This window comes from Pseudoalteromonas sp. Z9A6, from assembly GCF_011378805.1.
Taxonomy (GTDB): domain Bacteria; phylum Pseudomonadota; class Gammaproteobacteria; order Enterobacterales; family Alteromonadaceae; genus Pseudoalteromonas; species Pseudoalteromonas distincta.
Genome location: NZ_WTKZ01000097.1, coordinates 1 through 7,403, shown reverse-complemented (window position 1 = coordinate 7,403; position 7,403 = coordinate 1). Strand labels below are relative to the sequence as shown.

5 protein-coding genes and 1 pseudogene are annotated in these 7,403 nt (G+C 37.3%); 1 reads left to right on the top strand and 5 read right to left on the bottom strand.

Features of this window, described 5'->3' with window-relative positions; translation table 11 throughout:
* Positions 1-49: 49 nt before the first annotated feature.
* From GQR53_RS19940 to GQR53_RS19925, 4 genes and pseudogenes are all read right to left on the bottom strand, one after another.
* A pseudogene (locus GQR53_RS19940) lies at positions 50-247 on the bottom strand (cupin domain-containing protein); the annotation flags it as partial.
* A 5-nt stretch (positions 248-252) separates the two neighbouring features.
* Complete coding sequence (locus tag GQR53_RS19935; RefSeq protein ID WP_165745019.1) at positions 253-2,469, bottom strand: heparinase II/III family protein; 2,217 nt, start codon at positions 2,467-2,469, stop codon at positions 253-255.
* Between the two features lie 5 nt (positions 2,470-2,474).
* Positions 2,475-4,733, bottom strand: a complete 2,259-nt coding sequence (locus GQR53_RS19930; protein WP_165745018.1) for a polysaccharide lyase 6 family protein — start codon at positions 4,731-4,733, stop codon at positions 2,475-2,477.
* A 147-nt stretch (positions 4,734-4,880) separates the two neighbouring features.
* Complete coding sequence (locus tag GQR53_RS19925) at positions 4,881-5,759, bottom strand: NAD(P)-dependent oxidoreductase (RefSeq protein ID WP_002962960.1); 879 nt, start codon at positions 5,757-5,759, stop codon at positions 4,881-4,883.
* Between the two features lie 624 nt (positions 5,760-6,383).
* Between GQR53_RS19925 and gloA the strand changes: the two genes are divergently transcribed.
* Positions 6,384-6,785: a lactoylglutathione lyase gene (gene gloA, locus GQR53_RS19920; RefSeq protein ID WP_024594782.1), complete on the top strand. Its 402-nt coding sequence runs from the start codon at positions 6,384-6,386 to the stop codon at positions 6,783-6,785.
* A 284-nt stretch (positions 6,786-7,069) separates the two neighbouring features.
* On the opposite strand, the gene GQR53_RS19915 is transcribed toward gloA, so the two are convergent.
* Positions 7,070-7,336, bottom strand: a complete 267-nt coding sequence (locus GQR53_RS19915) for a DksA/TraR family C4-type zinc finger protein (protein WP_024605380.1) — start codon at positions 7,334-7,336, stop codon at positions 7,070-7,072.
* Positions 7,337-7,403 lie beyond the last annotated feature (67 nt).

Below are 7,403 nucleotides of genomic sequence, written 5' to 3'. Positions count from 1 at the left end.
TGCTAGATATTTAGCAATTTAGGCTGACACAGAATTCTGAACGCCCTCAGTGAAACTCACCTTCAACAACATACGTTACTTGAGAATGTCTGTGGGCATGGTTATAACCAATAGCCCCTTTCTCAAACCAAATTTTAACAGCCATTAGCTCTTCGTTATAACCTAGCATTTGACGTTTTAGACCATTTTCTAAGTCTTCTATTTCGGTCTCGTTACCAAATGAAAAGTTTGCGCTTTGCTTTTGCATCCTATTTACTCCTGATTATTGTTCATCATATAAACGCCTAATCGGCCATTTAAAGTGAACTCTTTATTTTGATAATTGAATGTGTTTTTAGCTGATGTTTGTGCTTTATTAATTGCCACTAAATATGAGTTGCCTTTAATATCAAGTTCAACAAGTGTTAAATCGCCCTGCTGACTATATTCAAGCTTTGTAACTCGACTAACAGCTTCTAGGGTATATTCTTTACTTGGGTTGTACTCACCATGTGGCTCTAATACAGATATAAACTTATGTTGCTTTTGACCCTCAACACGACGAATAAAACCATTTTCGTTGCGTAAATTAAAATCAGGGTCATTTGCGCCTATTTGAGTAAACAAGAAAGACTCATCACCTTTTACCAAGCTCGTTTGCGTATAAAAACGACCATTTTCGTTTAGCCACGTTACTTTAGCTAAACCACTTTGAGGTTGCGCTTGAGCTTTAAGCCATAAATGTTGGTAGCCATTTTTAGTACCTAGCGCAGACAGCTGCGTTGCATTTGCTTTTAACTCAAAGCTGGTATCGATAAGCTGACCTTTATAATGCAAAGGCAGGTCAAGTTGATGCGCTTTATTTGCAGCAACATCAAATATATCAAGTGCAACTGTGCTTTGAAGTTCAGGTAAGTTAATAAGTGCAAGCGTACGCTCAAGATCAACGCCTTTATAAGCTGTGCTTATTTCGCCGCTTGAAACCGTGCCGTATTTATTTGTTTCGAAAAAGTTAAGTGTAGGGTAATTACTATTTCCTACTTCAACATTTGCATTAAAATGCGTTGTTTCGTCAACCACTACCGTATTGTGCGCAACAGTGTGTTTAGCGTAAGTTTCGTTTTCAGGTAAATAACGACCGCCGTATTTAGCTTCTACATTTAAAAAACGTGCTGCGCCATAATCAGATACAATTTCGTTACCGTGGTCATAAAACTGCCACGTTAACTTATCAAAATGACCGTGGCCTAAACCTTGTGCTGCTGGCTTAAACAATAAAGCCTGATCGCCCCCTACTTGGGTACGCATAACCACTAAAGCACCTTGCTTACCGTCATTACCATCACCAAAAGCAACCGATTTAAACGAATAAGGTTTTGCCATATCGCTATCGAGTGCTTGTGCTACTTTTAAGCCATCGCCAGAGAGAATTATTTGATCTTGTTGGTTAGCAATATCTAAATAACCCGCGTCGTTTGTTAAGCCATAAGCAGTAGTAACACCATGCACCAGCTCAATGGTATCTATACCTTTGCTTTTTATTGCATCGTTAATTGGGAAAAACAAACCGTTGTAGCTAAGTTGAATAGTGGTATCAATCGCTTTTAATAAAATACCATCGCGGTATTCAAATATTTTTCTTTGTGGTTCGTTGTTTTCAATTGCCTTCGCAAACGTTACAAACGGCAGTAGTGCAAAGCGTTGATAGTAAGGACCTTCGTTGTAGTAACCTTGTGGCGAAAACAGCATTTCTAACTGCTTAATAAAGCCGCCTTTACCCGATTTTTCTAAATCGTATAACGATTTTTCTACCCACTCTGGCTCACCCAGCACATAACCTGCCATACCTACACCCGCAGTTGCCCACGTACCATGGTTATGTACTTTATTAAATGTTGATGGTTGGCCTACCGATGTAAATAATGAAACCGGGCGTAATAAATCGTTCTCGATTGTTTTAATATTATCGGCATTTAACGAGTCATAAATTAGATCATAAGCTTGTATTGTGTACACAAGCCACATTGCTTCATTTAGGCTTTGCCAAAAGAATTTCCCTGGGCTTTGCGAGTCCATTTTACGTTTTGGATGCAGACCAAGCGTTGGGTATAATTTTGCGTACTCAAGCAACATATCACGAACATAGTTTGCGTATTTATCATCTTGGCTTAATTGATAAATAATGCCCGCGTTGTACATAAGTTGGTAATTCTTTTTATGGCGCTCATGTGTATAACCACCACCGCCATCTTTTGGAACGGGTACAGTGATAGGCTGTGCAATTTGTTCATCTACTTGCGCTTTTAGCAATTCAAACGCAGTAGCAAACTTTGTGCTACCGTTGCTACTAATTGCATGGCGCATTTGCTTAACATCATCAGTAGTAATCACTAAGTTTGGGTGCGCTGCATGCGCCCCCAGTGATGTAAGTAATGTAATTGCAGCTACAGCAGCTATTTTAAAACGTGTTTGGCATTTTAATAAGTACATAGTATTTACCCTGCCTTATTTAAAATGTTGTTATTTTTTAATACTGCCGTGTGTAGGCCTTTAACTCTTAACTCTTTAACACTTGGTGCTTTAGTGGCATCAAATGTATTGCCTGAGATTTCAGTTTTAGGCTCGCCTACTGTGTGCTCTACAACAATAGGAGCAGATTTAACAAATTTATTATCTTTGATATTAGTAACCTGAACACCGTGAACATAAATGCTCGCTTGCTCTTTGTTACGCTTACCAAGGCCGACATTATTAAGCGTGTTATTTGTCATTTCAAAATGAGGACCAAATGTACTTTCATCAGTGCCACCACGGTAAAGCTTAAGTACACCGCCTTCTACATTATTAAATGTATTATTATTTACAATGACGTATTCCGCGTTATAAACACCTAAGTCTTCAATTTCAGTATTAAGACGTAAAATGTCACCTGTTACTGTATTAAAGGTATTACCTGTAACAATAATTTCGTCAGCCATTGCACCTTTACCAGTGATAAAGAAATGGAATGAATGATTAATATCTAAAGCTTTTAACTCTGAGTTGGTCATTACAAAGCGGTAATTATCAACCATACCCCATTTTTGCGTACGAACAATGCTGTTACCTATTGCATCTGGCGCGTTTTCACCTGAAATTGATAAACCATCTAGTTTTAAGCTGCCGCCATCATGTATTTCAAACAAGGTAGAGCGTTGAAAAGTAAGTTTAGACTTTGTGTTCTGCTTTGCTTTAATTGTCAACGTTTTATCAATTTTAACCAGTTTAGAAACATCATACTGGCCAGGCGCTAGTTCTAGAACATCGCCTGACTCTGCATTATCAATAGCGTCTAGTAATGCACTTACATCAGCTTTAACAGAATGTGTCTTACCAGAATCAAAATCAACTAAAGCAGGTACTTTTGCATACCAGCTAACACCGGTATCTTCTTTTTTAAGTACTTTTAAATCGCGCTTTGCACCTACATTTAAACTTTTAGATGTTGGGTAAAGTAGACCATTACTTGCTTTTTCAAGCGTGATTTTATCTTTTTTTACACCGTACGTTAGCTCAGAAAGCACTTTTGTATCTGCAATGTTGTTACTTAATACTAACCCACTTACATCGTCGAATGTTGTAAATGGCTGTTCACCATTTTGGTTTATGATTAAGTTGTTTTTCATTACGCTATTTTTTGGGGCTGCGCTACGCTCAGCATCGCTACCTGCAGCAAGTTGAATATGACGCACATTTATAAATGTGTTGTTTTCAATCGTCGCATTTTCAACTTGGTGATAACGATTTATAGATGAATTTGGTACGCCGTTCATCACAGTAAAACCACTGCCAAAACGATAGCCTGTTAGGCCTTGTAGGTAGTTATTTCTTACAATTTGATCTTTATTAATAACGCGGATACCACCTGTGTGATCAACACCATTACCAATAAAGATATTTTCTTCTATAAGATTGCCGTTACCATGGCGCAGCGTTAATGTACCGCGCGCTTCATAAAATACGTTATTACGAAGGATGTTTTTACCTGATTTAACCGAAACAATTTCGACTTCACCATTGGTACGTTCAAAGTAATTATTTTCAACCAATGTATGCGAATCAGTTAGTGAGTAATGGCTTGTGCCAATACGCAGGGTTTCACCACCGTTAGAGCCAAAAGTAGGACGGTAGCCAAAATAGTTGTTATCTATACGATGATAGTTTTCCTGGCTTGCTTTAGTGTTTAAACGAACAGCAACTGTCACACCTTTATTTCGTTTGCCAACTAAATGACTATGATCAAAGCGGTTATGTTGTCCATATAAGGCAACCCAATAATCAGACTCTCGTTTGTCTGGATTACTGTAATTATCAATTACTGTTTGAGTAACTCGTGAATTGTAGGCTAATTCATTTTTATTTTTACGAAATTCTATTACAGCTGAGCTCGGTGTGTAGCCGTCTTTAAATACTAAACCAGAAGCTTCAAGGTATTTACCTGCAAGTCTTAGGTTCGATTGACCCGATAAAATTACTTTACCGTTAGTTTCAGCGGTCAATAAAATAGGAGAGTTTTTTGTACCTTGGCCTTCAAGTAAAATTTCGAAGTCAGACCAAGTACCATTTTTAAGTACTACTTTGTCGCCAGCAACTAGATTAGCTGCGATATCATTAAAAGCTTGTTTATTTTCTATAAAATAATCTTTGGCCGCTACTTGTGTGGATATGCAACCGATGAGAACTAGACTAAGCTTTATTGTATTAATCAAACGCATAGTTAACTCTTTTTCGTTGTGACTGAAAGTAGTGCTTCATCAGAATTAAAAAAGGCTGACATTGCACAAAGACTTTAGTCAATTGGTGTCATGTGTGTTAAAGCGCTTTAAGTTAAAGCTCAAAGCGCTCAATAAGGTCGAGAAGTATTACTTTTCTAACTTTTTGAAGTAATCAAAAATTTCAGGAACGTTACCTTGACCCATACCAGCGTCAAACGCTGCTTGTAGGTTAGCTGATGAACCTTCAGCGATTTTTGATTCAGTACCTAGGTCTTCTACCATTTGTAGGAAGTAGCCTAAATCTTTGTTTGCATTAGCAATCGAGAAACCAAGGTCGCTAACATTATCAACTGCATAGTTTTTACAAAATTGCATAAACGGTGAGTTAGATGGGCCAGTCGACATAATGTCGAAAAGTTGTTGACGGTCAACACCAGCAAGCTCTGCCACTGCAAATGCTTGTGACATAGCACATACTGTCGTCATGCCCATGAAGTTGTTGATAAGCTTAGTTGTATGACCTGCACCTAGCTCGCCAAGATGGAAAACGTTTTCACCTTGATCTTCCAGTACTGGTTTAACTTTATTGAATGTATCAATATCGCCTGCAGCCATAATGTTTAAAAGGCCGTCTTTAGCATGTGCTGGTGTACGACCTAGTGGCGCGTCGATCATGCCTGCGCCTTTAGCTGCTAAATCAGCACCAATTTTTTTAGTAGATGATGGGATAGAAGTACCAAAATCAACTAATACTGCACCTTCTTTAATACCCGCTAGGATACCGTCTTCTGCGTAAACAATTTTTTCTACAACGGCAGACGTTGTAAGACAAAACATAACAATATCTGAACCTTCAGCTAGCTCTTTTGCAGTGCTTGCTGTTTTTGCGCCTCTAGCAACACATGCTGCAACCGCATCTTTGCTAAGGTCCATAACAATTAGCTCATAGCCTTTGTTTTGTAAATTTTCGGCCATGTTGCCGCCCATTAAGCCTAAGCCGATGAAACCGATGACTGGTTTTGACATGAATAACTCCTAAATATGTGGCGCATACTTTTATAAGAACAAGTAAAATTTACTCTATAAATACGCTGTGTCTTTTGTTTCAATTTGTAGAGTAACTTTAAGCTTGAGTTATTTATAAATTAACCTGTGCAAAGCGTAACTCTGATTAATTACCAATACATTGTATTCACTCAAACCAAGCAACTTACCAATTGGTATGCAAAAACTGTATTACCATACGACTTTTTTGTCAACCAATAAGTTAACCAAGCAAACGCCACATTTTTACAAATTACACAAAAATTAATTTAATATCTTATTAAAACAAATAGTTACATATCAACAGCGCAATTAAGCAAAGGTTAAATTTAGTTGAACAGTCAGTAACTTTTTCATACTAATAGGTTGACCAATAATTGAGTACTGGGTATTTAAACATCCAAAATTTAATAAAATGATTCATTAATTGGTAATTTATAAAGGTCGAACTCAAACTGTTTTAAGGCCACTCTCATATTAAGCTTGTGATTTATATGTAATGCCTATATATATGGCTAATACATATAACCCCCCTAAAACGCGCTTAATAATAGCGCTTAGTTAAAAATCCCCTTAACTTTGAATAAATAACTAAAGGAACTAAAAATGCGTTTATTACATACTATGCTTCGTGTAGCCGATTTGGATAAATCAATTGCTTTTTATACTGAAATATTAGGTATGAAAGAATTACGCAGAGCTGATAACAGTGAATACAGATACACTCTTGCCTTTGTTGGATATGGCGACGAAGCAGATAACACAGTCTTAGAGCTAACTTATAACTGGGACGAAGATAGCTACGACCTAGGTAATGGATATGGTCATATTGCTATTGAGTTTGATGATATTTACAAAGCATGTGCAGATATTAAAGCTGCTGGCGGCAATGTAAGCCGTGAACCAGGGCCTGTAAAAGGCGGTACTACTGAAATTGCTTTTGTAAAAGACCCAGATGGCTATGCAATTGAGTTAATTCAGAAAAAAGAAGACATGAGTAAATTTTAAATTACTTAACAACCAATTCAAGTAATAACAATTTGCTTAGTGCCAATCTGCTTATATATGGGGTCTATTTAACGTTAAAAAAATTACGCTAGAACTAGGCAAAAATTTTTGTATCTAGTTGTTCTAAATAAAAAATTTTTAAGACGTTATAGTGCAATTTAATTCGTTAAATTGATCAAAGATTTATGCTGGTTGGTATAACTATGGAGGGGTTTAATTTTATATATAGTTCAAATGGTTATGCAGATTGGTATTAAATAAAAGGTGCTTTGCAGCACCTTTTTTTAACGCAACTGACTATCTTTACTACCACGCCTATTAAACGATTTAGCGCTGGCACCATTGCCTTCTATTTCAGCTTGGCATGCAACACAGTAGCGAACTCCTGGTAGCGCGAGCCTTCGTGCTTGTGGGATTTTTTCATCGCACTCGTCACATAGCTCAGCACTTGCACCAGATATTAAATTGCTTCTTGCATACTGTACGGCATCGTTAACACTTGCATCAATTTGATCTTGAATTGCACCGTCTCGTGCCCATCCACTTGCCATAAATCCTCCTAATAAAGTTGGATGTTTAAATTTATGCTACCAAATTGAATCTTTATAAGTACTGAAT